Source organism: Pseudomonas sp. NGC7 (assembly GCF_047159675.1).
Classification (GTDB): domain Bacteria; phylum Pseudomonadota; class Gammaproteobacteria; order Pseudomonadales; family Pseudomonadaceae; genus Aquipseudomonas; species Aquipseudomonas kermanshahensis.
Window position 1 is genome coordinate 2,884,934 of record NZ_BAAFZY010000001.1, and the last position, 23,930, is coordinate 2,908,863.

Here is a 23,930-nt window from a genome sequence, read left to right on the forward strand (position 1 = left end):
GCAAGCGTTTCAGCGGTTTTTTTTTAGCGGCGGATGGCCAGTGCTTATCGTTTGTTGAAACCTATACAAAAAGCTATTCTTGTACAGGATTTTCCCAATTGTTCGAGGTAAGCATGGTGCCTCCTGCGCGTTGGGCCAGCCTGTGCTTGCTGATGGTTGCGCTGTCGACCGTAGCCGCGGACTGGCGAGCCGAATTGCCAACGGCGCAACCGTTGGGTGCTGGCGATTTCACGTGGTTCGGCGTGCGCCTTTACAGCGCCCGGCTGTGGACAGTGGGCCCGGTTCAGGACTGGAACCAGCCCTTTGCCCTGGAACTGCGCTACCACCGATCGCTGTCCAAGGAGACGCTGGTCGACGCGAGCCTTGCGGAGATACGCCGCCTTAACGCCAACATCACGCCGCAGCAACGCGCAGCGTGGAGCAAGGCGCTTGAAGCGGCATTCGTGGATGTGCGCCCGGGTATGCGTATCACGGGTGTGTACCTGCCAGGGCAAGGGGCTCGCTTCTATGTCGATGGCACACTCAGCCAGGTAATCGCCGACCCGGAATTTTCCCGAGCATTCTTCGCCATCTGGCTCGACCCACGGGCCAGGGACCCACAGCTGCGCCAGCGCCTGCTCGGGCGGGCGGGCAACGACCGAGGGACGTAAACATGTACAGAGCACTGTTACTGGTTGGCTGCCTGCTCCTCGGCAGTTGTGGCAACGTCGGTGTCGAGCACTATGCCAAGGAGCAACCAAAACTCGACCTGGCGGCATTCTTCTCACGACCGGTGCAAGCCTGGGGGATGTTCCAGAAGCGTTCCGGCGAGGTGGTGAAGCGCTTTCACGTGCGTATCGACAGCCGCCGCGACGGTGAGCGGCTGATCCTCGATGAGCATTTTCTGTACAGCGATGGCACGCGTCAGCAGCGAACCTGGACGCTGGTGCCGGAAGGTGCGGGCCGCTGGCGAGGAACAGCGGGTGACGTGATCGGTGAGGCCCGTGGCGAATCGGCCGGTAATGCGCTGCGCTGGCGCTATCGGCTGGACCTGCCGGTAGACGGGGAGCATTGGCAGGTGGACCTGGACGACTGGATGTACCTGATGGATGAAGACACCCTGATCAACCGCTCGAGCATGAGCAAACTGGGCGTGGAGATTGGGCAGATCACGCTGTTCTTCCGCCGCTTGCCGGAGGGCACACCATGAACCTGAATGCGCTTACTCAACGGGTTACGGCCGGTGAAGTCAAGGAGCTTGAACTGCTGTCGCTCGAAGGTGGCTTCTACATCCTCCGCGCACTGACCGGTGCCGGCCCGGTCACGTTGATTGATGATCATGGTCAGCCCGTTCGCCTGCGCTCCACCACCGAGCTGCGCCACTTGTTGGCCGAGCTGCCACCGGTGCCGTGCATGCTGGTGCAGCAGGTGGTGCATGATGAAATGTGTGGGCAGCGTGACGGGCCTATCGCGCCGCTGCGGGTGCCCGTGACGCTGACGACCCAATGGTAGCCCGGCCCCCGCGGCTGGGGTTGGTGCTCGGTGACCAACTGTCGTTCGACCTGGCAAGCCTGGCGGCCCTGGACCCTACCCGCGACGCTATTCTGATGGCGGAAGTGGAGGGTGAGGCCCGCTACGTGCCGCATCATCCGCTGAAGATCATCCTCATCTTCAGTGCCATGCGCCATTTCGCAAAGGCGCTGCGGGAGCGGGGTTGGCAGGTGCACTATGTCGAGCTTAACGCTGCCGGCAACAGCGGTAGCATTGCCGGCGAGCTGCGTCGCTGGCAGCAGGCACTGGGCGCCACGCACATTCACCTGACAGAGTGCGGTGAGTGGCGCCTGGAGCAGGCGCTGCGCGATGCGCAGCTACCGCTTGTGTGGCATCGCGATACGCGCTTTTTGTGCTCGCGTGAAGCCTTCGCGCGGTGGGCGCAGGGGCGTAAGCAACTGCGCATGGAGCATTTCTACCGCGGCATGCGCAAGCGTTGCGGGTTGCTGTTGGAGGCCGATGGCAGCCCGGCAGGCGGTGCCTGGAATTTTGATGGGGATAACCGCAAGCCGTTGCCGCGCCAGTTGCGAGGGCCGTTCGCTGCGCATTTTGAGCCAGACGCGATCACGACAGCGGTAGTGGCCCTGGTTCGCCAGCGTTTCAGTGACCATTACGGGGCCGTGGACGGGTTCAACTACCCCGTGACCCATGAGCAGGCCCATCAGCTCTGGCAGCATTTTCTCGATTTCGGCCTGGCGGCGTTCGGTGACTACCAGGACGCCATGGCGGAAGGCGAACCGTACCTGTTCCATGCGCGCATCAGCGCGGCACTCAACATTGGCCTTCTGGATGTGCGTTGCCTGTGCGACGACGTCGACAAGGCGTGGCGTGAGGGGCGGGTGCCGCTGAATGCCGCCGAAGGCTTCATCCGCCAGTTGATTGGCTGGCGCGAGTATGTGCACGGCATCTACTGGCTGCGCATGCCTGAGTATGCAGGGCTCAATCATCTGGGTAACCAGCGTGCCTTACCGGAATTCTACTGGACGGGCGCCACCCGCATGCGCTGCATGGCGCAAACCATCGGGCAGACGTTGCGCTTGGGTTACGCCCACCATATCCAGCGGCTGATGGTTACCGGTAATTTCGCCCTGTTGGCCGGCATCGTGCCAGACGCCATTTGCGAGTGGTACTTGGCCGTGTACATGGATGCCTTCGACTGGGTCGAACTGCCCAACACGCTGGGCATGGTCATGCATGCCGACGGTGGGTACCTGGGGTCGAAACCGTACTGTGCCAGTGGTCGTTACATTCAGCGGATGTCCGACCATTGCAAGGCGTGCAGCTACAAGGTCGACCATGTGATCGAGGAGGATGCCTGCCCATTCAATGCCTTGTACTGGCATTTTCTGATACGTCACCGCGCTCAGCTGTCGGCCAATCCACGCCTGGCCATGGTCTACCGTAACCTGGACGGCATGCCGCTTGGCCATCGCGAAGCGGTGTGGCAGCGTGGCCAGTCACTGCTGGCGCGGCTGGATGCTGGCGAGGTGGTATGAAAAAGAGCCTGCTGCCCAGCAAAACCTGCGTGGTATGTGGCCGACCCTTCAATTGGCGCAAGCGCTGGGCACGCTGCTGGGCCGAGGTGCGCTATTGCTCCGAACGCTGCCGCCGGTCAGCGCCGCGCCGCGATGTGCAGCAGTAATGGCAGGGCCAGGGCCCACACCGGCATAAGCAACAAGCCGGTTTCAATCACACCCAGCGGCAGGCCGACCCCCGCCAACCTGGCGCCACCGACGTAGGCCAGTGGGGCGCCAAGGGCGCCCAGCAACGCGCCGCGCCAGTAGGGCCGGCCCGCCCAGGCCAGGCTATGGCGAAGGCCGCTGGCCAGCACCCACCACAGCAACACCAGCCACAAGGGCAGGGGCCATGTATCGAAGCTGAACACGCCCAGTGCCCCCAGCACGCTATCCAGCATGCAGCCGGCCAATGCGACACGCAACAATGCCTTGATTTCTACCTTGTAGTCCGGGCACAGCCACAGGTGTATGGCCAGGCCGAGTGGTACCAGCAGCAATAAGCCAGGGTACTGAGCGCCCAGCACGCAAGCCCACCAACCAGCCTGCAACCAGAGTGCATTGGCGACCAGCCAGCTGCTGGGCATCATTGACCGGCCGGACAAAAATGGGCGTCGAGATTGCCCCTTGTAAGATTATGGAAGGGCCTGGCGAATGGCTGAAAAACGGACATGTTTGGCTCCAGATGCTCCTCAAGCAACAGTGAACTGTTGAAGGGATATAGTTGAAGCCTATGACTAAATTTGTACAAGTCAACGAAGTTGTACAGCTTTTATCCAGTCCTGGGCTCACTCAACGGGTACGTAAGTGAACGATTTCCGCTTACAGTTCGCGAACCCGCTGTTCGGTTTTCATTTTGATACTGAATGACCGGATGAGTGCTACGAAGGAACCTATTCCACTTTTCAGTCAAGCTGCTCAAGGCCGTCACACATGCGGGCCAGTGCTGACCTTGTAACGTCGCTAGCGCAGTGCGTCGGATCCACAGACGGTGTCGCGCATGGACTGGCACCGTTGGGTATAGGACTGTGCAAACAGCCTGTACCTCGATGGCTTCCTTTTGAAAGTGTGAAACATTCTTAAGGATTGATTAACCATGGACACGCCCTTCGCCTCGGTAACATGCCGTTCTTTTTTCCTGCGGAGAACGTTCCAATGCGTCGAATGCTGCCCTTTACTGCCCTGCTGATTACGTCAATCGCCTGCTCGGCTGCTGACGCCGCGCAAGCAGGGGCTCAAACGCTGACCGTACTGAGTTCAGGCGGCATCATGGGCGCTATCCGGGAAGTGGCCCCAATCTATCAGAAGAAGTTCGGTGTGAAGCTGGAAGTACTTGCCGCGCCCTCTATGGGGGAGACCCCACAGGCTGTCCCGAATAGGCTCGCCCGCGGTGAGCAGGCGGATGTTGTCCTGATGGTGGGCTCGGCGCTAGACAACCTGGTGGCCGACGGCCAAGCGGACAAAACCAGCCGCGTCGATCTTGGGAAATCGTTCATCGCCATGGCCGTACGCAAGGGCGAACCGAAGCCGGATATCAGCACCATGCAGGGATTGCGCACGGTGCTGCAAAACAGCAGCGCTGTCGCCTACTCTGACAGCGCGAGCGGGGTATACCTCTCCAAGACCCTGTTTCCTCGCATGCAACTCGGTGAACAGTTCGAGGCTAAGGCTCACATGATACCGGCTGAACCCGTCGGTGCAGTGGTCGCGCGCGGCCAGGCACAGATCGGCTTTCAACAGCTAAGCGAGCTCAAGCCGGTAAAGGGCATCGACATCGTTGGTTTGATCCCGGCCGAAGCGCAGAAAATGACAATGTACTCGGGCGCGGTCGTCAGTAAGAGCCAACATCATGCCGCAGCCCAGGCGCTACTCGACTACCTTGCCTCGCCACAAGCCGACGCCGCGATCGAAGACAGTGGTCTGACGCCACTGCCTCATACCGCCAGCTAACCATACATGCGGGCGCCGATACCGAGGCTGTAGCGTACTTACGACCAGCTGAACCGCCCAGGCTCTGCAAATACCTTTAACATGGCTCAGCACTTGGGCCGGTCGTTGAAAGAGACTTGTATGGAGCTGCGTCAACTTCGCTATTTTCTGGGTGTATTGGAGTACGGCAGCCTGGGCAGGGCTGCGGTCGAGCTTGGGGTTGGCGCCTCTGCATTGAGCCAGCAACTGTCGAAGCTGGAGGGTGAATTAAGTACCCGGCTTTTGACACGTTCGAGTACCGGCGTCTCCCCGACGGCAGCGGGCCTGGCCTTCGAATACCATGCTCGCCTGGCGCTGCGCCAGGCAGAACATGCCGTCCTGGCGGCACAAAGCGGGCGCATGAGCGGCTATGCCAGCGTGGGGCTGGCACCGACCACGGCGTCGATTCTAGGCCTGGCATTGATCGACAGGATGCGCGAACGCTATCCCAACATTCGTCTGCACCTGGTGGAAATGCTATCTGGCTATCTGACCAACCAACTCAATACCAGGCACCTTGACCTGGCGGTGTTGTTTCAGACGGAAACAGGGCCGCGATTAGAGGTGCGGGCGCTTTTGACAGAGCGACTGTTCGTGCTGGTTCCTGCGCCGCTGGTCAACGCTGAGTGGGGCGAGTCGTTAACACTGGAGCAGATCGCGACGCTACCCTTGGTGATGCCCAGTACACAGCATGGTTTGCGCACGACAATGCGCGCGATTTTCGAACGGGCGGGGCTTGAGACCCGCATCGTCATGGAAGTTGATGGCCTGTCGTTATTGATGGATTGCGTCTGTGCCGGTCATGCCGCCACCATTCAGCCCGGCGCGACGGTGGCCCGGGCGCATCAGGCTGGCTTGCGCGTGTTCGCTATCGATGAAGCACAGGCGCAGCGTCGCAATGTGATTGTCAGCCTGACCGATGACGAACTTTCGCCGGCCGCGTTGGCGACACGGATCGTATTGCAGGAGGTCGCCCGGGACTTGGTGGAACAGGGCCGATGGCCTGGGGCCCGGTTGCTTTGACCCAGGCTCGGGGGCCTCTCACCCAACCCCTTTAGTAAAACTGAATGCCTCCCCTCGGCGATCGCGTTTCGCACCCTCCGGGCACTGATTAAAGTCCGTGGCCACGAAGAGCCCCCGAACATTTGGCTCTTCGCGACCTGGAGGCGAAATGATCGATGTGTTAGTCATCGGAGGGGGCAATGCCGCCCTCTGTGCCGCGCTGATGGCGCGCGAGGCCGGAGCCAGCGTGCTGCTGCTCGAGGCTGCACCCCGCGCCTGGCGGGGTGGCAATTCGCAACATACGCGTAACTTGCGGTGCATGCATGATGCCCCGCAGGACGTGCTGGTGGAGGCGTACCCGGAAGAAGAGTTCTGGCAGGATCTGCTGAAGGTAACCGGTGGCCAGACTGACGAGAAGCTCGCGCGCCTGGTGATTCGCGCGTCCTCTAATTGCCGCGGGTGGATGCGCCGTCATGGCGTACATTTTCAGCCGTCGTTGTCTGGTGCGCTGCACACCGCACGGACCAATGCCTTTTTCATGGGCGGCGGCAAGGCGCTGGTCAATGCCTACTACCGTAGCGCCGAAAACCTCGGGGTACAGATTCGCTACGACTCACCGGTGGCCGACATCGAACTGCAGGGCGGTCGCTTCGTTGCGGCCCATGTGCCAGCGCGTGAGTCCCACGGGCGACAGCTGCCTGCCGAGCGCATCGAAGCGCGCAGTTGCGTCCTCGCCGCCGGCGGCTTCGAGTCCAATCGCCAATGGTTGCGTGAGGCCTGGGGGCAGAACGAGCGAGGGGAGTGGCCTTCGGACAATTTCCTGATTCGCGGTACGCGTTTCAATGACGGCGTGCTGTTGCGCCGCATGATCGAAAAGGGCGCTGACAAGATTGGCGACCCGACACAGGCGCACATGGTGGCGATCGATGCCCGTGCCCCCCTGTACGACGGGGGTATCTGCACCCGTATCGATTGCGTGTCGCTGGGCGTGGTGGTCAACCGCGACGGTGAACGCTTCTACGATGAGGGCGAGGATTTTTGGCCCAAGCGCTATGCCATCTGGGGGCGCTTGGTGGCACATCAGCCGGGGCAGGTTGGTTTTTCGATCATCGACCAGAAAGCGCTCGGTCGGTTCATGCCGCCGGTTTTCCCAGGCACTGCCGCCGACAGCCTGGAGGCGTTGGCCGGCTTGCTGGGTTTGCCTGTGCAGGCCTTCGTTGAAACCGTGCGTGCCTACAACCGTGCCTGCCAGGTGGGAACCTTCGATCACACGCGCCTTGACGACTGCCACACCGTGGGCCTCGAACCGGCTAAAAGCCACTGGGCGCGCCCGCTCGATACCCCGCCTTACTACGGGTACCCCCTGCGTCCTGGCGTGACCTTTACCTACTTGGGGCTGCGCACCGACGAAACCGCCGCAGTTCACTTCGATGGGCGCCCCAGCCCGAACCTTTTCGTCGCCGGCGAGATGATGGCGGGCAACGTGTTGGGCAAGGGTTACACCGCAGGTGTCGGCATGTCCATCGGCACCGCTTTCGGCCGCATCGCCGGGACCAGCGCCGCGGCAGCGGCAGGACACGTTTATCCAGAACAAGAGAATCGCCATGACCGCACAACTGCCTGAACCACGCCAACCGGATGCCGCCCAGCCGGGCCTCGCACTGATCCCGGTACTGAACCTGGAAGAGCAGGAGGTCGATCGGCAAATGCGGATCTGTAACGCCTGCCGATACTGCGAAGGTTTCTGCGCTGTGTTCCCGGCGATGACCCGCAGGCTGGAGTTCGGCAAGGCCGATATCCATTACCTGGCCAACCTTTGCCACAACTGTGGCGCCTGCCTGCACGCCTGCCAGTATGCTCAGCCCCACGAATTTGCCGTGAACGTGCCACAGGCGATGGCCAGAGTGCGCGGGCAGACATATGCCGAGTACGCCTGGCCGCCCCTCTTTGGTCGACTGTATCGGCACAACGGCACCTTTGTCGCCGGTGCTTTGGTAATCGCGTTGTCACTGTTCTTGCTGCTGACGTTGTACGTCAACGGCACGTTGCTGCCGGGGCGGTTGGCGGGGAACTTCTATGCTGTCTTCCCGCACAACACCTTGGCCTTGATGTTCGGCGGTGTCTTTGCCGCGGCAGCGGTGGCGCTGACGGTGGCGATACGGCGTTTCTGGCGCTCGGTCTCGCCTGCCGAGGCCCTGGCGCAACCGGCCAAGGGGGCAGTGTTCGAGGCCTCGAGCGCGGCGTTGACCCTGAAGTACCTGGACGGTGGGCATGGCCAAGGCTGCACTGATGTCGATGATCGATACACGCTCTGGCGCCGTCGTTTCCATCATTTCACCTTCTACGGCTTCCTGTTGTGCTTCGCTGCCACTGTGGTCGCTACCGGGTACCACTACCTATTGGGCCAGCAGGCGCCGTATCCATTGCTGAGTGCACCGGTGCTGCTGGGAACCTTGGGTGGTGTTGGCCTGATCATCGGGCCGGCCGGGCTTCTGATGCTCAACCTTCGCAGGGCTCCGGAGCAGGGCGATGTTGCCCAGCGCCCCATGGACCGGGCTTTCATCCTGCTTCTGCTGCTGGTCAGCGCTACTGGCCTTGCCTTGCTGGGCCTGCGTGATACTGCAGCGATGGCAATTGCGCTGGCGATTCACTTGGGTGCGGTGATGGCGCTATTCATCACGCTGCCATACGGCAAGTTCGCCCATGGCCTGTTCCGCAGCGCCGCACTGCTCAAATTTGCAATCGAAAAGCGCCGGCCCAACCCACTGGGTTTGGGGGAGGAATGAGCCATGAACGCAGCCCGTAATTACCCTGCGTCGCGTCAGGCCGCAAGACGCGCATTGCTTTCAACGGTTCGGCCATTTGTCCAACAAGATCGACACGAACTTCTCCGCTGCGGGCGACAGAGACGCCCCTCGGCGATAGACCAATCCCAGTGTACGGGTTACCTGCGGTTCGATCAGCGGCACGCTGACCAGCGTCGGGTGGTCGGCGCTTGGCATGGCCAGGCTAGGCATGGCCGACACGCCCAGCCCGGCCTCGACCATGCCCAGCGAGGTGGACAGGTGCTGAACCTCATAGAACCACTTCGGCCGCAGGTTGAGCCCGGACAGCGCATGGTCCAGCAGCATCCGGTTGCCGCTCAGGCGGCCTACGCCGATCAGCCGGTAGTCGGCCAGCTCTGTCCAGGTGACGGAGTCACGGTTCGCCAACGGGTGGTCTCTTCTGCAGGCCAGGACGAAATGCTCCTGCACCAGGGAGACGAACTCGATGTCAGGGTGCTGGCCGCTCATCATGTTGATGCCGAAGTCCGCTTCACCCCGCAGCACGGCTTCGAGCCCGTCATTGGCGCTGAGGTCCAGCAGGCGAATACGGATCTTCGGGTACTGCTCGTTGTAGTCGCGGATGACCGACGGCAGAAAATAGAACGCTGCCGTCGGGATACAGGCAAGGGTGACCTGGCCGCTCTGTCGTTCGGCGAGTTCGCGAATGCTCAGGATCGAATCTTCGAAGTCATCGAGCAAGCGCCTGGCCTTGGGCAAAAAGTCCCGCCCGACGCTTGTGAGGCTAACGCGCCGGGTGGTGCGTTCCAGCAATGAGGTGCCTAGTCCTTCCTCGAGCTTCTTTATCCGCCGGCTGAGTGCCGGTTGGGACAGGTGCAAGGCTTCTGCAGCTTCATGGAAACTGCCCAGTTCGGCGATTTTAACGAAAGATCGAATGTCTTGAAGCTCATATTCCATCTGAGTTGACTCCCCAACCTTGGCCGTAAATTGATGTGTGAATCGCAATAATGCCTACGATATTTGCATTGGAATGATTTATACAGAGCTGTCAGTCTTGTGCCCACAACATCAATGATGTCCATTGATCAACAAGAGTGCAAAATCATGCAACGAATTCCCTGCGTGCTCATGCGCGGTGGCACCTCTAAGGGGCCCTTTTTCCATGCATGGGATCTTCCTGCCAATGTGGTCGAACGCGACGAACTGCTGATCAACCTGATGGGTTCCGGGCATGAACTGGAAATCGACGGTATCGGCGGTGGTAGCCCTCAAACCAGCAAGGTCGCGATCGTCAGCCCTTCGCTGCATGCCGACGCCGACGTCGATTACCTCTTCGTCCAGGTCATGGTTGCCCAGCGCCGGGTCGATACTGCGCCCAACTGCGGCAACATGCTGTGCGCCGTTGGCCCGTTCGCCATTGAGCAAGGGCTGGTCAAGCCCCAGGATGGCAAGACCCTGGTACGCATCCGTAACTTGAACACCAACACCTTCGTCAACTCGCTGGTGGAAACACCTGGCGGGATCGTGCGTTATGAAGGCCGTACGGCGATCGACGGGGTACCCGGCACTGCCGCCCCGGTGCACCTGACCTTCCTCGATGCGGTAGGCAGCAAGACTGGTAAGCTGTTCCCGACTGGCCAGGCCCAGGATGTGATCGACGGTGTGCCAGTCACGTGCATCGACATGGCCATGCCGATGATGATCGTCGATGCCAGCCAGTTGGGTGTCACGGGCTCCGAGACCCCGGCGCAGTTGGATGCGGACACGCGCCTGCTACAGCGTCTGGAGGCGTTGCGCCTGAAAGCAGGCAAGGCGATGGGGCTGGGCGATGTCAGCGGCATGGTGATTCCAAAGCCAGTGTTGGTTTCTCCGGCGCGCTATGACGGCACGCTGCAGGTCCGCTACTTCATGCCCCATAACTGCCACCGCGCCCTGGCCATTACCGGTGCCATTGGCCTGGCGACTGCCTGCGTCAGCCCTGGCACGGTGATCTTGGACATGCTTGGGGATCAAGCCCAGCAATTGAAAGAGGTTCGTCTGGAGCACCCGAGCGGCGGTATCGACGTGGCGCTTTCACGCAGCGGTGCCGATGGCAAGACACTTCAGGCCTCCGTGGTGAGAACCGCACGCCGACTCTTTTCAGGCTTCGTCTACGCCCCGACCTTGCGCAGGATGGCAGGGTAGGAAGGGGCGGATCACGTTGGCAACCATCGCATCCGCACAATTTCAACAATGGGTGATGCCTCATGAAACTCGCGAAGTCACTGTATTTCCAGATCCTCTGCGCTGTCCTGCTGGGCGTGGTGGTTGGTCACTTCTGGGCGCAACAGGCCGTTGCGCTGAAGCCATTGGGTGATGCGTTCATCAAGCTGATCAAGATGATGATCGCCCCCGTGGTGTTCTGCACCATCGTCACCGGCATCGCCGGCATGACCGACAAGCGCTCCCTTGGGCGGTTGATGAGCAAGACCTTGCTGCTGTTCCTGGTACTGACGGTGGTCAGCCTGATCATTGGCCTGGGGGCGGTGTACCTGTTCCGTCCGGGTGTTGGCATGAACATCGATCCGGCTACGCTCAGCACTGTAGGCCTCAGCCAGTACACCGCCTCTGCGGCCAAGCTCAGTGTGGTCGATTTCTTCATGCACATCATTCCGGACACCTTCATGGGGGCGTTCAACAAGGGTGAAGTGCTGCCGGTGTTGTTCATCGCTGTACTGAGCGGGTTTGCTCTGTCGTCAATGGGCGAGAAGGGCAAACCGGTACTCGATGTACTGGAGTCGGCCTCTACCATGGTGTTTCGTATCTTCGGCTACCTGATGCGCTTCGCCCCAATCGGCGCCTTCGGTGCACTGGCCTTCACTGTCGGGCAGTACGGCGTGACGTCCCTGGGCGCATTGGCCAAGTTGGTAGGTACACTCTATATCGCCTGCGCATTCTTCGTGCTGGTCGTGCTGGGGGGTATCTGCCGGGCGCACGGCTTCAGCCTGTGGAAGCTGCTGCGGTATTTTCGCGAGGAGTTTCTGGTGGTGCTCGGCACATCGTCGACCGAGCCCGTTCTGCCGCGCATGTTGGAAAAACTCGAGAAGCTTGGCTGCAAGAAAGGTGTGGTGGGGCTGGTGCTGCCAACCGGCTATTCCTTCAACCTCGACGGTACCGCCATCTACCTGTCACTGGCGGCGGTGTTCATCGCCCAGGCTTGCAACATCGATCTGACGTTGGGCCAAACGTTGACAATGCTGGCGATCATGCTGTTGTCGTCCAAAGGCGCTGCGGGCGTCACCGGCAGTGGCTTCGTGGCGCTGGCCTCGACGTTGACGGTTATTCATGACATCCCGTTGGCAGGGCTTGCCTTGCTGATCGGCATTGATCGCTTCATGTCCGAAGCGCGTGCACTGACCAGCCTGGCCAGCAATGCCGTGGCCACGGTTGTCATTTCACTGTCGGAGAACGCCTGTGATCGGGAAACCTTGCTGCGTCGCCTGAACGGCACCCCGGCAGCACCGGACGAAGCGGATACGGCGCAGGCCAGCTGGTCAGCCGAACCTCGCCATCACGGCTAATAGCCGCTTCCACCTCCCATTGTTGACTTAAAATCCCACTCAACATCCCAGTGATGTCGAGTGGGGTAGGGGGCCGTCTGCCCTATAGACGGCCGCACACAATAAAAACAAGAGAAAAGACCATGCTCGCACTTCTGGGCCTGATTATGGTGGTGACCTTCACCTACCTGATCATGAGTAAACGCCTGTCTCCTATCGTTGCCCTGACCGTCGTTCCGATTGTTTTCGCTGTGATTGGCGGCTTTGCGCCTGACCTTGGCAAGATGATGCTCGATGGGCTGAAAATGGTCGCACCGTCTGCGGCGCTGCTATTGTTCGCCATCCTGTTTTTCGGCCTGATGATCGACGCCGGTCTGTTTGATCCGCTGATCCGCAAGATTCTCAAGCGGGTGAATGGCGACCCGATCAAGATCGCCATCGGCACCGCCTTGCTGTCGCTGCTGGTGGCGCTGGACGGTGATGGCACTACGACCTACATGATTACCTGTGCGGCCATGCTGCCGCTGTACAAGCGTATCGGCATGAACCCGATGATCCTGGCTACCGTATCGATGCTGTCGTTGAGCATCATGAGCGGCATGAGCCCATGGGGCGGGCCTGCCACCCGTGCCATTGCGGCGCTGGGCCTGGATGCGACGGAGTACTTCATCCCGATGCTGCCGACCGTCATCGGTGGGGCAGCGTGGGTAGTGTTCACAGCCTACTTGCTTGGCCGCGCCGAGCGCCGACGCATCGGCAACATCGCGCTGGAGTCCGGCGGTGGTAACTGCTACATCAAGGAAATCCTCGGCGATAACCCGCACAAGCGACCACGGCTGGCCTATGTGAACCTGTTGCTGGTCATCGCTGTCATGACTGCGCTGGTGCTGGGGGTTATGCACGCCGCCATCTTGTTCATGATCGGTTTTGTCGCCGCATTGATGATCAACTACCCGCAACTGGACTTGCAGAAAGAACGCATTCTCGCCCATTCAGGCAACGCCATGACCGTGGTGCTCCTGGTGTTCGCCGCAGGCATCTTCGCCGGTATTTTCTCGGGTACGAAGATGGTCGATGCGCTGGCGCAGACCCTCGTGGACTGGATTCCGGAAGCCTGGAGCCACTGGTTCCCGCTGGTGGTGGCGCTGACCAGCATGCCGCTGACCTTCGTACTTTCGAACGACGCCTACTACTTCGGCGTTGTGCCGATCCTGGCCAATGCGGCTGCCGCGTATGGTATCGACCCTGTAGAAATTGCCCGCGCCTCGGTGCTGGGCCAGCCTGTACACCTGATGAGCCCGCTGGTGGCTTCGACCCTGCTGCTGGTGGGCATGGTCGATCGAGATATCGGCGACTTCCAGAAGGCAACCGTGAAGTGGGCGGTTTTGACATCGCTGGTCATCACTGCGCTGGCTTTGCTCACGGGTGCCTTGTCCTTCTTCGTCTGATCTAAATAGGGCGCAGCGTGCGCCCGCCTCATCCAATAACAACAACAGAGTATCGAACATGTCCCGAGCTGTTTTCCGTGGGGCCACCTGTGGCCTGCTCTGCGGCTGGTTGCCTGTGGCCGGCGCTGCCGGATTCATCGACGACAGCAAGCTCAAACTGCAGCTGCGCAACGTCTATTTCAACGAAAACTTCCGCGACGAACAGGGCATGAGCGCCCGCGCTGCTGCGACCGCCAAGAGTGAGCGAGTGGAATGGGCGCAGGGCTTCTTGCTCGACTATCAATCAGGGTTTACCCAAGGCCCGCTGGGCCTGGGGGTCGACGCCCTAGGGCTTGTAGGCGTGCGCCTCGACTCGGGGCGCGGCCGCAGCGGTACCGGCCTGCTGCCGGTTCATGACGATGGCCGCGCCGCAAGCGAGTTTGCCAGTGCCGGCGTGACTGCCAAGGCGCGGGTGGGGCAGACCGTGGTCAAGCACGGTACCTTGCTGCCCAAGACACCGGTGCTTGTTTATAACGACGCCCGGCTTCTGCCGCAGACCTACCAGGGCACGCAGTTGACCAGTACGGATGTCGATGGCCTGACGCTGACCGCCGGCCACTTGGATCGGTTCAAGCAGCGCGACTCGTCCAACAGCACGGGCCTGTACCTGGATGGTTACGGCGGCGATGAGTCTGGCGACTTCAGCTTTGCGGGTGCTGACTTTGCCATCAGCAAGCAACTGCGTGTGAGCTACTTCCACGGCCAGCTCGAGCACTTCTACCGCCAGGACTATGCGGGGCTGGTGCACGATCTATCCTTGGCCGGCGGAGTGTTCACCACCGACCTGCGCTACTTCAAGAGCCGTGACAGCGGAGCTGCTTATGGCGGCAAGATCGACAACGACATGTTCAGCGGGCAGGTGTCGTATACCCACTCCGGGCACACCGTCGGTGCCGGTTACCAGATGCTAGACGGCGATGCCGGGCTGCCCTACATCAGCGGTGCGACGGTCTACTCGTTCAGCAACGTCGGCATCGGCAAGTTCATCGAGGAGGAAGAGAAAACCTGGATGGCAAGCTATGCCTACAATTTTGCAGCAGCCGGTGTCCCTGGGCTCACGTTCATGGCGCGATACCTGAGCGGGGACAACGGTCGTTCCGCTGAAGCTGAACTCAACGAATGGGAACGTGACATGGAACTGGCCTACGTTGTGCAGTCAGGGCCCGTCAAAGGGCTGGGTGTAAAACTACGCAACTATGTCTACCGTTCTGATTTTTCCCGCGGGCGCGACAGTAATCGCATCTACCTGACCTACGACATTGCGATTTGGTAATGCGGCACCCTTGCAAGTACAGGTGGTGGCCTTTGAGATAGCCAAGCACGGCCAATATGGGATCATTTGCTATCGTGGTGTCGACTCGTAGGAGGTTTGCGCCGTGTGATGTTGGCTGGCTCAATCACAGCACCTTGTCGAGCGTGATGGGAAAGTCCCTTACACGCTTGCCCGTGGCATGGTAGACCGCGTTGGCCACCGCGGCGGCTACCCCGACGATTCCGATTTCGCCGACACCCTTGGACCCCAGCTCGTTGACAATATCGTCGTGCTCTTCAACGAAGATCACGTCGATATTCCCGCTGTCTGCGTTGACCGGGATGTGGTACTCCGCCAGGTTGTGGTTGACGATGCGGCCCAACCGATGGTCAGTCAACGCTGCTTCGTGCAGGGCCATGCCCACCCCCCACACCACGCCTCCCAGAATCTGACTGCGCGCGGTTTTCGGATTGACCACCCGTCCTGCCGCGACCGCGCTCACCACTCGGGTTACTTTGATCATGCCAAGGTCCTCGTCGACGTGGACTTCCACGAAGACCGCCGAATGGGTGGCAGTAGAGAACGGTTGGCGCCTGGCGCCGGGTTCGGCGTCGATCTGCACGGCAAACTCCCCGCCGGGGGCGCTGGCAACGATGTCCGCCAAGGCCAGCCGATGGCTGCCCGCGTGCAGGTAGCCCTCGGCGAAAACGATCTGCTCCCGGGGCGTGCTGGCCACTTGGGGGTACATTTTGCGCGCATGTTCCAGCACTTTGGTGCGCAGTACCTGGCAGGCCTGGCGCACGGCCGAGCCCACCGACGACACCGTGAACGATCCGCCCTGAAGCGGGGCGGTGGGCAGTGAGGAGTCACCCAGCATGAAGGTGACATCCTGCACCCTGACGCCAGCGGCGTCGGCGGCAATCTGAGTCATGACGGTGTAGGTGCCGGTCCCGATGTCGGTGGTGGCACTGCTGACGGTGAGGTGGCCTTGGGCATCGATATGGGCCTTGGCGCTGGCCTTCATCTGCATGGCTTCCCAAACGCCACCGGCCATACCCCAGCCTACTAACTGGCTGCCATTGCGCATGCTGCGCGGTTGGGGGTTGCGGTTACGCCAGCCAAAACGTTCGGCGCCTTGCTGGTAACACGCCAGTAGCTCTTTGCTGGAGTAGGGTTTGCCTTCGTTGGCATTGTTGGCGGCAAAATTACGCTGGCGCAGGTCAACCGGGTCGATCTGCGCCGCACAGGCCAGCTCATCCATGGCGCATTCCAAGGCAATCATCCCGGACGCGGCCCCAGGCGCACGCATGTCCAGCGGGGTGTACACATCGAGCGATGCCAGGCGGTAGCTAAGCGCAATGTTGTCGCACTGGTAGAGCATGCCGCTCCACTCCACCAGGTGCTCGGTGAAGTCCTCAAAGCGGGAGGTCTGGCCAAGCGCATCGTGGGCGATCGCCAGCAAGCGCCCGTTTGCATCTGCACCCAGGCGCAGGCGCTGCTCGGTGCGGGGCCGGTAGCCAAAGGTGAACATCTGCTGGCGCGTTAGCGTGACGCGCACCGAGCGCTGCAGGTGCAACGCTGCCATCACTGCCAGCGGCAACTGGTACTGCGGGCGCAAGCCCGAGCCGAAGGCACCGCCGACGAACGCCGCGCGCACATGGATGTTTGCCTTGGGCAGGCCGAACACCTTGTGCAGGTAGTCCTGGCAGTTCTGGGTGCCTTGGGTCTTGTCGTGGATTTCCAGGGTGCCATCGGCTTTGTACAGTACGGTCGAGGCATGGGGCTCCATCGGGTTGTGGTGCTCGTTGGCCGTCAGGTAGGTGGCATCCACCTTCACCGCGGCCCCGGCAAACTGCCCGGCGAAGTCGCCACGCGGCGCCGGTGTTTGCGCAGGTGCCGCATGTGACTGTTGGCATGCGCCGAGGTCTGTCTGGTGGGCTTCCTCGGCATAGTCGATCCTGATCAGCGAACCTGCATAGCGGGCCAGTTCGAGGGTTTCGGCGACCACTAGCGCCAACGGTTGGCCGCTGTAGAGCACGCGATCATTGAACAAGGGCCGAAACGGCGCCCCCTGCGCAGCATCGGCGTCGCTGTAGTCGTCGTCGTAACTGGAGATGCGCGGACGATGGCCATGGTCGAGCACGGCGATGACCCCGGGCACTCGCATGGCCTGCGAACTGTCGATGTCGAGCACCCGACCGCAGGCGATGGTACTGGATACCACGCTGCCATGAAGCAACCCCGCCTCGGGGTATTCGCCTGCATAGCGTGCCTGCCCGGTGACCTTCGCCACGCCGTCCACGCGGTCCAGGGGCGTGCCAACTACCGGTATGGGTGTGATCATGGTCGTGTTCCCCAGTCCGCGGCGCCGCGCGCCGCATCATTCAATGCCCGCACGATTGCCCGCTGGGCGAGCGATACCTTGAAGCCGTTGTGGCTCAGGGGCTGTGCACCTTGCAGCAACGCTTGCGCGGCGCGGGTGAAGAGCGCTTCGCAAGGCACTTGGCCGGCCAGCATGCGCTCCACAATCGGGTCCCGCCACGGCTTGTGGGCAACGCCGCCCAGCGCTAGGCGAGCCTGCTGGATCAGCTTGCCATCGAAGCTCAAGGCGGCGGCGACCGACACTAGCGCGAACGCGTAAGAGGCGCGGTCGCGTATTTTCAGGTAACGGTAATGGTGGTCGAACGCCGGGGGCGGCAGCTCGATGGCAACCACCAATTCATTGCCTGCCAGGTGATTGTCGCGCTCCGGGGTGCCCTCGGGGAGCCGATGGAACGCCGCAAAGGGTATCTGCCGTTCACCGCCCGGCCCGTGTACATGCACCACGGCTTCGAGCGCTGCCAATGCCACGCACATGTCCGAGGGATGGGTCGCGACACAGGCATCACTGGCGCCGAGAATGGCATGGATGCGGTTCATACCTGTACGCGCAGGGCATCCGCTGCCTGGTTCGCGCTTGTTGCAGGGTGTGCCGGTGTCATAGAAGTAGTAGCAACGGGTACGTTGCAGCAGGTTGCCACCGGTGCTGGCCATGTTCCTCAACTGCGGTGATGCCCCCGCGAGGATGGCATGCGATAACAGCGGGTAGTGCTGTTCGATCGTCGGGTGCCAGGCCAAGTCGGCATTGCTCACCAATGCGCCGATCCGCACGCCGCCGTTTGAGGTGGGGTGGATGCCGTTCAGCCCAAGGCCGGAAATATCGATAAGGCGCTTGGGGCGAACCACGTTTTCCTTCATCAGATCGACAAGGTTGGTGCCCCCGGCAATGAAGTGCGAGCACGCGTCAGCCAGGCTGACGGCTTCACTGACCGATGCGGGCTTGTGGTAGCTGAAGGGCGTCATGGGTTCGGCCCTCGTTGTGGTTGGGCCTCGGCCCTCATCAACGGCAGGGCTTCTTCCACCGCAGCGACGATGTTGCTGTAGGCACCACAGCGGCAAAGGTTGCCGCTCATCTGTTCGCGGATCGCTTCGCGGGTGTCGGCATGCCCTTCATGGGCAAGCCCGACGGCGGAGCAGATCTGGCCTGGCGTGCAATACCCGCATTGAAAAGCATCGTGAGTGATGAATGCGCGCTGCATGGGGTGCAGAACGTCGCCGTTGGCCAGCCCTTCGATGGTTACCAACTCGGCCCCATCGCACATGATGGCCAACGTCAGGCAAGCATTGACACGCTTGCCATCGCGCAGCACGGTGCAGGCCCCGCACTGGCCATGGTCACAGCCCTTCTTGGTGCCGACCAGGTCCAACTGCTCACGCAGCAGGTCGAGCAAGGTGGTCCAGGGGTGCACCTGCAGTGTTCGGGGTTGACCATTGAGGGTCAGGCGGAGGGGGTGTTCTTCAGCCCCATTGGGAGAGATCGCGCTCATGGTAGGTCCTCACGGTCAGGGTTCGCGCAGTCCGCTGCGTCTTTGTTGTGCGACCTGGCCGGCTGAGCAAACGTTCAGCCGGTTAGCCGACGTGCCCATCACTTTTTGCCTGGTAGCACCGAGCCGAGCACCTGCTTGGCTGTCTGGACGATGATGCCCGCCTGGTCGGGGTCGCCCTTGAGCAAGGTACTGGCAAACTTCTTCGCTTGCTCCAGCTTGATGTGCGGTGGCAGGGGCGGCACGTTCGGGTCGGTCTTGAACTCGATCAGTACCGGCCGATCCGCAGCCAGCGCGCGCTCCCACGCAGCGGCAACGTCCTCTTCGCGGTCTACGTAGATACCTTGCAGGCCAATGGAAATAGCGAACAAATGGTAGGGCACGTCAGGGATCGACTGCGACGCTTCGAACTTGGGGTCGCCCTCCATGACCCGTTGCTCCCACGTCACCTGATTGAGGTCCTCATTGTTGAACACAGCACAAATCCATTGTGGGGTGTCCCACTGTTGCCAGTACTTGGCCACGGTGATCAGTTCGGCGAGGTTGTTCATCTGCATCGCCCCATCGCCCACCAGGGCAACCACAGCCCGTTGCGGGTGGGCGAACTTGGCAGCAATCGCATAAGGCACGGCTGCGCCCATGCAAGCCAGGCCGCCGGACAGCGAGCACTGCATACCCTGGCGAATCTGCAGGTCGCGGGCAAACCAGTTGGCACAGGAGCCGGAATCGCTGGTGATGATGGCGTGGTCGGGCAGGCGAGGGGACAGCTCATGCACTACACGTTGCGGGTTGATCGGGTCAGCCTTGACCAGGGCGCGCTTGGCCACGGTCTTGTCCCACTGCGCACGCCAGGTCTGCACCTTGTCGCGCCAGCGCCGTTCGGTCTTGTATTCAAGTAACGGCAACAGTGCGCGCAGTGTTTCGCTGGCATCGCCGACCAGGTTGACCTCCATCGGGTAGCGCAGGCTGAGCATGTCGGGTTGCAGGTCGATCTGCACGCCCCGTGCCTGGCCTTCCTTGGGCAGAAACTCGGAATAGGGGAAGCCGGAGCCGATCATTAGCAGGGTGTCGCATTCGCTCATCAGCTGATAACTGGGTTCGGTGCCGAGCAAGCCGATCGACCCGGTGACCCACGGCAGATCATCCGGTAGCACAGCCTTGCCCAGCAGCGCTTTGGCCACGCCAGCGCCGAGTTGTTCGGCGACCGCCATTACTTGCTCAGTCGCCTGCAGGGCGCCGGCACCCACCAGTATCGCCACTTTGCGCCCGGTGTTGAGTACAGCGGCGGCGCGCTGCAGGTCTTCGTCGAACGGCAATACCCTCGGCTTGCTGTAGCCGATGCCTGAATGCACCGTACCGTGAGCCCGCGGGGGCTCGTTGTAGGGCAGGTCCTGCAAGTCGTTGGGCAGAATAACAGCGGTGACCCGGCGTTCGCCGACGGCCGTACGCACTGCACAGTCGAGCAGGTGGCGCACCTGCTCTGGCGTAGAGGCCTGCTGGACGAAGGCACCGGCGACATCCTTGAACATCGACAGCAGGTCCAACTCCTGCTGGTAGTGCCCGCCCAGTGCTGCACGGGCCTGTTGACCGACGATGGCCAGCACTGGCTGATGGTCCATGCGTGCATCGTACAGCCCGGTCAGTAAGTGCGAGGCGCCCGGGCCGGAGGTCGCGATGCAAACACCGAGCTCGCCGGTGAACTTGGCATGGGCGCTGGCCATGAAGGCGGCCATTTCCTCATGCCGGGCCTGGATGAATTCAATCTTGCCGTTGGCCCGGCTCAGCGCGCCGAACACGCCATTGATGCCGTCGCCGGGGTACCCGAAGATGCGCCGCACGCCCCATTGATACAAACGCTCCACCAGAAAGTCGCCTACCGTGCCGGTCATTACCTGCTCCCGTTTAGTGATCGATAGGGGTCTGGACTTGGCAGGTGTCGGGAAAGTTTCAACGGTATGCGCACCCGTCTGCCGGCTGGAACTTGGCAACAGCGGGTGGGTTCGAACCTGAACCCATCAACCGATCAGGATGCGCATCGTGACGCTCATGAACACAGCAGATGCCGCCGTGCAGGCGTTGTATTTCGAGGACGACGGCGCTACGCCGAACAGCCGTTTTCCCGTGCTGTTCTATCGGCTGAAGCTTGATCCGTCGGTGGATAATGCCCGTGCCTTCGAAGCACTGTTTGCGGCTCACCAATGGACCCCGCTGTGGCGCGACGGGATCTTCGATTATCACCACTTTCACCCTAACGCTCATGAGGCGCTGGGCATTGCTTGCGGGCAGGCCCGATTGACGCTTGGCGGAGCCTCTGGGCAAAGCGTCAGCGTAGAGTGCGGCGATGTGCTGGTGCTGCCGGCAGGCACGGGTCATCGCTGCATCCAATGCAGCGATGACTTTCTGGTGGTCGGCGCCTATCCACACGGGCAGGAAGACTACGACATCCAGCAGCCCGACAGCGCCGCCCACCCGCGCGCGCTGGCGCGCATCGCCATGGTGCCGCGCCCTGAGCAAGACCCAGTCAGTGGCCTGCGCGGTGCATTGATGACGCATTGGCGTTACGTGCGCGGCTAACGGGGCTTGCGCTGAAACGCTCTCAGGGCCGCCAGATAGGCGATGAACGAGTCACCCATCGCCATCGGCTATTTCAGTTAACGGCCGGAACCTGAGCCTGATCCACTACCGGCCGAGCCGCTGCTTCCACTGCCCGAGCCTGTGCCGCTATCACCAGAGCCATTACCGCCGGTTTCCGAGCCACTGTTGGTACCGTCACCAATCTACGGCGTTTGGTCCAGTAACTTGGCATAGGCCACCAGGCGTAGGTAGCGGTCTTCGTCGATGGTCAGCGAGGTGTGCTCGAACCGCTCGATCTTGCTGTTTACGATCCCTCTCCAAGCACCATTGAGCTGCATGAATCAAAGGTTTCAGGGCGCGTCGGGATTTCTCACAAAAAGCAATGATGGCACGTTGACTCTCCCCTTAGGGGGAGACTTTAGACTCCCGGCCCTCGATAGATCTGGCCTGAAAACAGCTTTTTTGGCCCGATGACTTTATTCATTCAATGCGGCTTTTGTAGGGAAGCAATCAATGAACAATCCATTGGAATTGGACAGCGTTATCAGCAGTACACAGGAGATTCTTGCGCAGTTGCTGGTGTTGGATAAGGGCGACGTGGCAGAGCACAGCAGTCTCGTTGACGACCTCAGCGCCGACTCGCTGGACATCGTCGACCTGAGCTTCCAGCTGGGCCGTCAGTACGGTTGCACCTTGCCGAAAACCAGCGTGCTGGATCACGCGGTAGCGGTGTTCGGCGACGCCACCCGGTTTGTCGAAAAAGGCCGAATCACGCAGGACGGCGTGGCCTTGCTGGAGCAGAGCCTCAGCGCTTATGCGCCGGGCCAGTTGCACGCGGGCATGCAGCCGGGCGATGTCTTCTCGGCCACCACCGTGCGTAACTGGGCGCAGCAATGCCATAACGTTTTCAACTACCTCCCCGAGACCTGCCCTGAGTGTGGCGCGGTTCATGCCCAACTCAATGAACGCAAACACGTGGTGTGTGGCGGTTGCAGTGCTCGCCTGACCCCTCTGGACGGTGACTCGATCTCGCGTCTGTTGGTCGAGCAGTACGCGGCCACCCAGTTGAAGGCTTCGGCGTAGGGGTTGCCTTGATGCAGGTCCGAGAGGTTCTGGTCACCGGCTATGGCCTGGTGGCTCCCACGGCACTGGATGCTGCCTCGCTGTTCACGACGATCAGCGAAAACCGTTCCTGCATTCGCCAGCACCCGGCGTTTGTCGAACTGGGGTTTGCAAACCCGGCGGCCGGATTTATCGATGAGCAACAATGGCAGGTCATCGCGGCGGCCTTTCCGGGCGACCTGCAGACCACCTCCCGCCAGGAATGGCTGGCGCATTACGTGGCCCATCAGGCGCTGGCCCATGCCGAGTTGGCCGACGGCGCATTTGCCCGAGTCGCCAGCGGTATTTTCGTCGGGGCCAACAAACACTGCGTGAGCGGTGATTTGCGGGACGCCAGCCGTTACATGGACGATCAGGGGCGGGTCGATCTCGACCAGTACCTGGATAACCACACCCTCAGCGGTGGGGCGTTTGCCCGGCGGGTTGATCAGCAAACCCGCCATCTCGCCGAATGGCTGGGTATACGTGACCATATCTCCACACATTCCGATGCCTGTGCCGCCGGCACCATGGCCATCGGCAGCGCCTATCGAGCGATCGCCCGTGGCGAGATCGACCTGGCGTTGTGTGGCGCAGTGGAGTTGATGGCCCATGAGTTGTCCTACTACAGCTTTGATGGGCTGGGTGCACTCTGCCAGCGAACGGACTTTTCCCCACAAGAACAGAGCCGGCCGTTCATGCCGGACCGCTGCGGTTTTGTGCTGAGTGAAGGGGCGGCGCTGTTGGTGCTGGAATCCCGCGAGCATGCCGAGCGTCGTCAGGCCTGTTCGCTGGGCCGGGTGCTGGGTTACGCGAATCAGTGCGAGGCAGAGAAAATCACCTCCAGCAGCCGCGACGGCAGCAAGTATGCCGCCTGCATGACGGCGGCCCTGGCCGATGCCGAACTGACCAGCGCGGCGGTGGACCATGTGAATGTTCACGGTACGTCGACACAGGCCAATGACCGTTGTGAGGCCCTGGGCCTGGCGCAGGTCTTCGGCGAAACCCTGGAGCAGATGACGTTCACCGCTAACAAATCTGCCGTAGGGCATTCGTTGGCCAGCAGTGGTGCCATTGAGGCGGTGCTGTCGTTGATGAGTATCCAGTTGGGCGTGGCCTTGCCGACCCTCAATTTTCAGCCGGAAAAAACCGAATTTCCGGAGTTGAAATTCCTTTGCGAACCGTTGCAGCAACCGATCAATGTCGTGCTTTCCAACTCCTTCGGGTTTGGTGGCGTGAACAGTTCGTTGGTGCTGGGCAGGGCATGACATGACCAGATCCAATTCAACCGCTGTTTATATCACCGCTGCGTCGGTA

The 23,930-nt window shown here is 61.3% G+C and carries 23 protein-coding genes; 16 read left to right on the plus strand and 7 right to left on the minus strand.

Features of this window, described 5'->3' with window-relative positions:
- Positions 1-113: 113 nt before the first annotated feature.
- Genes ACMCNM_RS12950 through ACMCNM_RS12970 form a run of 5 tightly spaced genes read left to right on the plus strand, consistent with a single transcriptional unit; the run spans position 114 to position 3,172 of the window.
- Positions 114-650 carry a chalcone isomerase family protein gene (locus tag ACMCNM_RS12950; RefSeq protein ID WP_412765920.1) on the plus strand — a complete coding sequence of 179 codons (537 nt, stop codon included), beginning with the start codon at positions 114-116 and terminating at the stop codon, positions 648-650.
- A gap of 2 nt (positions 651-652) precedes the next feature.
- Complete coding sequence (locus ACMCNM_RS12955) at positions 653-1,189, plus strand: DUF3833 domain-containing protein (RefSeq protein ID WP_027596490.1); 537 nt, start codon at positions 653-655, stop codon at positions 1,187-1,189.
- Positions 1,186-1,491 (plus strand): DUF6482 family protein, encoded by a 306-nt coding sequence (locus ACMCNM_RS12960; protein WP_412764513.1) that lies wholly within the window; start codon positions 1,186-1,188, stop codon positions 1,489-1,491. Before ACMCNM_RS12955 ends, ACMCNM_RS12960 begins: the two co-directional genes overlap by 4 nt.
- Positions 1,485-3,026 carry a cryptochrome/photolyase family protein gene (locus tag ACMCNM_RS12965; protein WP_412764514.1) on the plus strand — a complete coding sequence of 514 codons (1,542 nt, stop codon included), beginning with the start codon at positions 1,485-1,487 and terminating at the stop codon, positions 3,024-3,026. Before ACMCNM_RS12960 ends, ACMCNM_RS12965 begins: the two co-directional genes overlap by 7 nt.
- Complete coding sequence (locus ACMCNM_RS12970; RefSeq protein WP_099453884.1) at positions 3,023-3,172, plus strand: DUF2256 domain-containing protein; 150 nt, start codon at positions 3,023-3,025, stop codon at positions 3,170-3,172. Before ACMCNM_RS12965 ends, ACMCNM_RS12970 begins: the two co-directional genes overlap by 4 nt.
- On the opposite strand, the gene ACMCNM_RS12975 is transcribed toward ACMCNM_RS12970, so the two are convergent.
- The gene (locus tag ACMCNM_RS12975) at positions 3,143-3,631 is read right to left on the minus strand and encodes a DUF2878 domain-containing protein (RefSeq protein ID WP_412765921.1); all 489 of its coding nucleotides are present in this window, start codon (positions 3,629-3,631) and stop codon (positions 3,143-3,145) included. The two genes, ACMCNM_RS12970 and ACMCNM_RS12975, sit on opposite strands and share 30 nt — an antisense overlap.
- A 568-nt stretch (positions 3,632-4,199) precedes the next feature.
- On the opposite strand from ACMCNM_RS12975, the gene ACMCNM_RS12980 reads away from it, so the two are divergent.
- The 4 genes from ACMCNM_RS12980 to tcuB all read left to right on the plus strand — a co-directional run bounded on the left by ACMCNM_RS12980 (position 4,200) and on the right by tcuB (position 8,800).
- Positions 4,200-4,994, plus strand: a complete 795-nt coding sequence (locus ACMCNM_RS12980) for a substrate-binding domain-containing protein (protein WP_186676320.1) — start codon at positions 4,200-4,202, stop codon at positions 4,992-4,994.
- A 120-nt stretch (positions 4,995-5,114) separates the two neighbouring features.
- Positions 5,115-6,035 (plus strand): LysR family transcriptional regulator, encoded by a 921-nt coding sequence (locus tag ACMCNM_RS12985; RefSeq protein WP_099453886.1) that lies wholly within the window; start codon positions 5,115-5,117, stop codon positions 6,033-6,035.
- 148 nt (positions 6,036-6,183) lie between these two features.
- Complete coding sequence (gene tcuA, locus ACMCNM_RS12990) at positions 6,184-7,638, plus strand: FAD-dependent tricarballylate dehydrogenase TcuA (protein ID WP_027596496.1); 1,455 nt, start codon at positions 6,184-6,186, stop codon at positions 7,636-7,638.
- Positions 7,619-8,800: a tricarballylate utilization 4Fe-4S protein TcuB gene (gene tcuB, locus ACMCNM_RS12995; RefSeq protein ID WP_412764515.1), complete on the plus strand. Its 1,182-nt coding sequence runs from the start codon at positions 7,619-7,621 to the stop codon at positions 8,798-8,800. The genes tcuA and tcuB overlap by 20 nt, the downstream gene beginning before the upstream one ends.
- A gap of 60 nt (positions 8,801-8,860) precedes the next feature.
- Here the strand turns inward: tcuB and ACMCNM_RS13000 are convergent, their stop codons facing one another.
- Positions 8,861-9,754 (minus strand): LysR family transcriptional regulator, encoded by an 894-nt coding sequence (locus tag ACMCNM_RS13000; protein WP_085273766.1) that lies wholly within the window; start codon positions 9,752-9,754, stop codon positions 8,861-8,863.
- A gap of 147 nt (positions 9,755-9,901) precedes the next feature.
- On the opposite strand from ACMCNM_RS13000, the gene ACMCNM_RS13005 reads away from it, so the two are divergent.
- The 4 genes from ACMCNM_RS13005 (at position 9,902) to ACMCNM_RS13020 (ending at position 15,096) form a co-directional block, all read left to right on the plus strand.
- Positions 9,902-10,981 (plus strand): 4-oxalomesaconate tautomerase, encoded by a 1,080-nt coding sequence (locus tag ACMCNM_RS13005; RefSeq protein ID WP_186676329.1) that lies wholly within the window; start codon positions 9,902-9,904, stop codon positions 10,979-10,981.
- A gap of 62 nt (positions 10,982-11,043) precedes the next feature.
- Entirely contained in the window at positions 11,044-12,357 is a 1,314-nt protein-coding gene (dctA, locus tag ACMCNM_RS13010) for a C4-dicarboxylate transporter DctA (protein ID WP_099429565.1), read from the plus strand.
- A gap of 122 nt (positions 12,358-12,479) precedes the next feature.
- Positions 12,480-13,784 carry a CitMHS family transporter gene (locus ACMCNM_RS13015; RefSeq protein ID WP_027596501.1) on the plus strand — a complete coding sequence of 435 codons (1,305 nt, stop codon included), beginning with the start codon at positions 12,480-12,482 and terminating at the stop codon, positions 13,782-13,784.
- A 58-nt stretch (positions 13,785-13,842) separates the two neighbouring features.
- Positions 13,843-15,096, plus strand: coding sequence for an OprD family porin (locus ACMCNM_RS13020; protein ID WP_412764516.1), 1,254 nt, complete (start codon positions 13,843-13,845; stop codon positions 15,094-15,096).
- Positions 15,097-15,220: 124 nt separating this feature from the next.
- Here ACMCNM_RS13020 and ACMCNM_RS13025 read toward each other — a convergent pair whose 3' ends face one another.
- The 4 genes from ACMCNM_RS13025 to ACMCNM_RS13040 form a co-directional block, all read right to left on the minus strand.
- A complete protein-coding gene (locus tag ACMCNM_RS13025; RefSeq protein ID WP_412764517.1) occupies positions 15,221-17,419 on the minus strand; it encodes a xanthine dehydrogenase family protein molybdopterin-binding subunit in 2,199 nt (732 codons plus the stop codon).
- Positions 17,416-18,417 carry an FAD binding domain-containing protein gene (locus ACMCNM_RS13030; RefSeq protein ID WP_412764518.1) on the minus strand — a complete coding sequence of 334 codons (1,002 nt, stop codon included), beginning with the start codon at positions 18,415-18,417 and terminating at the stop codon, positions 17,416-17,418. Before ACMCNM_RS13030 ends, ACMCNM_RS13025 begins: the two co-directional genes overlap by 4 nt.
- Positions 18,414-18,941 (minus strand): (2Fe-2S)-binding protein, encoded by a 528-nt coding sequence (locus ACMCNM_RS13035; RefSeq protein WP_412764519.1) that lies wholly within the window; start codon positions 18,939-18,941, stop codon positions 18,414-18,416. Before ACMCNM_RS13035 ends, ACMCNM_RS13030 begins: the two co-directional genes overlap by 4 nt.
- Before the next feature lie 98 nt (positions 18,942-19,039).
- Positions 19,040-20,827 carry a thiamine pyrophosphate-requiring protein gene (locus ACMCNM_RS13040; protein WP_412764520.1) on the minus strand — a complete coding sequence of 596 codons (1,788 nt, stop codon included), beginning with the start codon at positions 20,825-20,827 and terminating at the stop codon, positions 19,040-19,042.
- Positions 20,828-20,984: 157 nt separating this feature from the next.
- Between ACMCNM_RS13040 and ACMCNM_RS13045 the strand changes: the two genes are divergently transcribed.
- Positions 20,985-21,512, plus strand: a complete 528-nt coding sequence (locus ACMCNM_RS13045) for a cupin (RefSeq protein ID WP_412764521.1) — start codon at positions 20,985-20,987, stop codon at positions 21,510-21,512.
- 203 nt (positions 21,513-21,715) lie between these two features.
- On the opposite strand, the gene ACMCNM_RS13050 is transcribed toward ACMCNM_RS13045, so the two are convergent.
- Positions 21,716-21,850: a hypothetical protein gene (locus ACMCNM_RS13050; protein WP_412764522.1), complete on the minus strand. Its 135-nt coding sequence runs from the start codon at positions 21,848-21,850 to the stop codon at positions 21,716-21,718.
- A gap of 175 nt (positions 21,851-22,025) precedes the next feature.
- On the opposite strand from ACMCNM_RS13050, the gene ACMCNM_RS13055 reads away from it, so the two are divergent.
- Both ACMCNM_RS13055 and ACMCNM_RS13060 read left to right on the plus strand, forming a co-directional pair.
- Positions 22,026-22,595: an acyl carrier protein gene (locus ACMCNM_RS13055; RefSeq protein WP_412764523.1), complete on the plus strand. Its 570-nt coding sequence runs from the start codon at positions 22,026-22,028 to the stop codon at positions 22,593-22,595.
- Positions 22,596-22,606: 11 nt separating this feature from the next.
- On the plus strand, positions 22,607-23,881 hold the full coding sequence (locus ACMCNM_RS13060; RefSeq protein WP_412764524.1) for a beta-ketoacyl-[acyl-carrier-protein] synthase family protein: 1,275 nt from the start codon (positions 22,607-22,609) through the stop codon (positions 23,879-23,881).
- The last annotated feature ends 49 nt before the right edge of the window (positions 23,882-23,930 follow it).

Bases quoted from the DNA above. Each gene is read 5' to 3' on its own strand.
- ACMCNM_RS12950 (WP_412765920.1), top strand. From the start codon at position 114: ATGGTGCCTCCTGCGCGTTGGGCCAGCCTGTGCTTGCTGATGGTTGCG.
- ACMCNM_RS12955 (WP_027596490.1), top strand. From the start codon at position 653: ATGTACAGAGCACTGTTACTGGTTGGCTGCCTGCTCCTCGGCAGTTGT.
- ACMCNM_RS12960 (WP_412764513.1), top strand. From the start codon at position 1,186: ATGAACCTGAATGCGCTTACTCAACGGGTTACGGCCGGTGAAGTCAAG.
- ACMCNM_RS12965 (WP_412764514.1), top strand. From the start codon at position 1,485: ATGGTAGCCCGGCCCCCGCGGCTGGGGTTGGTGCTCGGTGACCAACTG.
- ACMCNM_RS12970 (WP_099453884.1), top strand. From the start codon at position 3,023: ATGAAAAAGAGCCTGCTGCCCAGCAAAACCTGCGTGGTATGTGGCCGA.
- ACMCNM_RS12975 (WP_412765921.1), bottom strand. From the start codon at position 3,631: ATGCCCAGCAGCTGGCTGGTCGCCAATGCACTCTGGTTGCAGGCTGGT.
- ACMCNM_RS12980 (WP_186676320.1), top strand. From the start codon at position 4,200: ATGCGTCGAATGCTGCCCTTTACTGCCCTGCTGATTACGTCAATCGCC.
- ACMCNM_RS12985 (WP_099453886.1), top strand. From the start codon at position 5,115: ATGGAGCTGCGTCAACTTCGCTATTTTCTGGGTGTATTGGAGTACGGC.
- tcuA (WP_027596496.1), top strand. From the start codon at position 6,184: ATGATCGATGTGTTAGTCATCGGAGGGGGCAATGCCGCCCTCTGTGCC.
- tcuB (WP_412764515.1), top strand. From the start codon at position 7,619: ATGACCGCACAACTGCCTGAACCACGCCAACCGGATGCCGCCCAGCCG.
- ACMCNM_RS13000 (WP_085273766.1), bottom strand. From the start codon at position 9,754: ATGGAATATGAGCTTCAAGACATTCGATCTTTCGTTAAAATCGCCGAA.
- ACMCNM_RS13005 (WP_186676329.1), top strand. From the start codon at position 9,902: ATGCAACGAATTCCCTGCGTGCTCATGCGCGGTGGCACCTCTAAGGGG.
- dctA (WP_099429565.1), top strand. From the start codon at position 11,044: ATGAAACTCGCGAAGTCACTGTATTTCCAGATCCTCTGCGCTGTCCTG.
- ACMCNM_RS13015 (WP_027596501.1), top strand. From the start codon at position 12,480: ATGCTCGCACTTCTGGGCCTGATTATGGTGGTGACCTTCACCTACCTG.
- ACMCNM_RS13020 (WP_412764516.1), top strand. From the start codon at position 13,843: ATGTCCCGAGCTGTTTTCCGTGGGGCCACCTGTGGCCTGCTCTGCGGC.
- ACMCNM_RS13025 (WP_412764517.1), bottom strand. From the start codon at position 17,419: ATGATCACACCCATACCGGTAGTTGGCACGCCCCTGGACCGCGTGGAC.
- ACMCNM_RS13030 (WP_412764518.1), bottom strand. From the start codon at position 18,417: ATGACGCCCTTCAGCTACCACAAGCCCGCATCGGTCAGTGAAGCCGTC.
- ACMCNM_RS13035 (WP_412764519.1), bottom strand. From the start codon at position 18,941: ATGAGCGCGATCTCTCCCAATGGGGCTGAAGAACACCCCCTCCGCCTG.
- ACMCNM_RS13040 (WP_412764520.1), bottom strand. From the start codon at position 20,827: ATGACCGGCACGGTAGGCGACTTTCTGGTGGAGCGTTTGTATCAATGG.
- ACMCNM_RS13045 (WP_412764521.1), top strand. From the start codon at position 20,985: ATGAACACAGCAGATGCCGCCGTGCAGGCGTTGTATTTCGAGGACGAC.
- ACMCNM_RS13050 (WP_412764522.1), bottom strand. From the start codon at position 21,850: ATGCAGCTCAATGGTGCTTGGAGAGGGATCGTAAACAGCAAGATCGAG.
- ACMCNM_RS13055 (WP_412764523.1), top strand. From the start codon at position 22,026: ATGAACAATCCATTGGAATTGGACAGCGTTATCAGCAGTACACAGGAG.
- ACMCNM_RS13060 (WP_412764524.1), top strand. From the start codon at position 22,607: ATGCAGGTCCGAGAGGTTCTGGTCACCGGCTATGGCCTGGTGGCTCCC.